Below are 926 nucleotides of genomic sequence, written 5' to 3'. Positions count from 1 at the left end.
TCAGGTTAGCGGTATTATCAGCAATGTCAACTGCAACCGTTTTCATGCCGCTAAATGCAACGCTTGCGGATATGGCACGGTATCAAATGAGTGAAATGAAGAGGGAGGCTGGTTTACCGTCTCGCAATTTTAGCTCCCATTCTTTTCATAGTAAACATCACTCTTTTGATGATCCCCACAAGCGTCATTATTTCAGCCAGACATGGAGAGAACAACATCAGCATCACGTTGAAAGCAAGACATATCATTATGTCGAACGCAAAAAGACAAAACACAGTAATATTCAAGGAAATGCTTTAGCATTGGGCATTCTTGCTCTTGCAGCAGGTGCAGTTCTTAGTAAAGTTTTTAAAAAACCAGAACAGCCACAAATTGTCTATCAAGACGCACCACAAAATCAGGTGATTTATCAAGTGCAGCAAACGGTGGAATATGAGCCAGTACAACAATCATCAGAATCTGATTGGCTTCAATATTGCAAGAAAAAATACCGTTCCTTCAACCCTAAAACAGGGACTTTTCGAGGCAGTGATGGCTTAAATCATGTCTGCTATGCTCCAGTAAATTGAATTAACATTGAGAAAAGCCCGCTCTAAAGCGGGTTTTTTATGCCCTCCCCCTTAGATCTTTTGAAGAAAAGGATTCCATTGGCGTTCATAGCCTATGTTACTTTTGGGACCATACCCACAGATAAAATAAACGTCGTCGCCTAAGGACAAAACTTTTTCTCGAAGGGATTGCATCAATTTTTCATGGAAACACAATGGGATGCCATGCGCCCACAGACTATTGCCGTCTCTGCAACACCAGGACGCTGGGAAATAGAACAATCTCATGGCACTTTTGCAAAACAAATTATTCGTCCAACAGGGCTCATTGATCCACCAACAGAGGTTCGTCCAGCCAGCAATCAAGTCGATGATGTT

Annotated in this window: 1 protein-coding gene and 1 pseudogene; one reads left to right on the top strand and one right to left on the bottom strand. The window is 42.0% G+C overall.

Annotation, left to right across the window (positions count from 1 at the left end; translation table 11 throughout):
- Nucleotides 1-569, top strand: a 569-nt coding sequence (locus ACFIKD_RS09600; protein ID WP_375647928.1) for a BA14K family protein, incomplete at its 5' end; no start/stop codon positions are given.
- Between the two features lie 51 nt (nt 570-620).
- Here ACFIKD_RS09600 and ACFIKD_RS09595 read toward each other — a convergent pair.
- Nucleotides 621-767 (bottom strand): annotated as a pseudogene (locus ACFIKD_RS09595) (MBL fold metallo-hydrolase); the annotation flags it as partial.
- Nucleotides 768-926: the final 159 nt, after the last annotated feature.

It is taken from the genome of Bartonella sp. CR84HXZ (assembly GCF_042194535.1).
Lineage (GTDB): Bacteria > Pseudomonadota > Alphaproteobacteria > Rhizobiales > Rhizobiaceae > Bartonella > Bartonella grahamii.
Note: the sequence above shows the minus strand (reverse complement) of the source record. Positions and strands in the feature narration are given on the sequence as shown.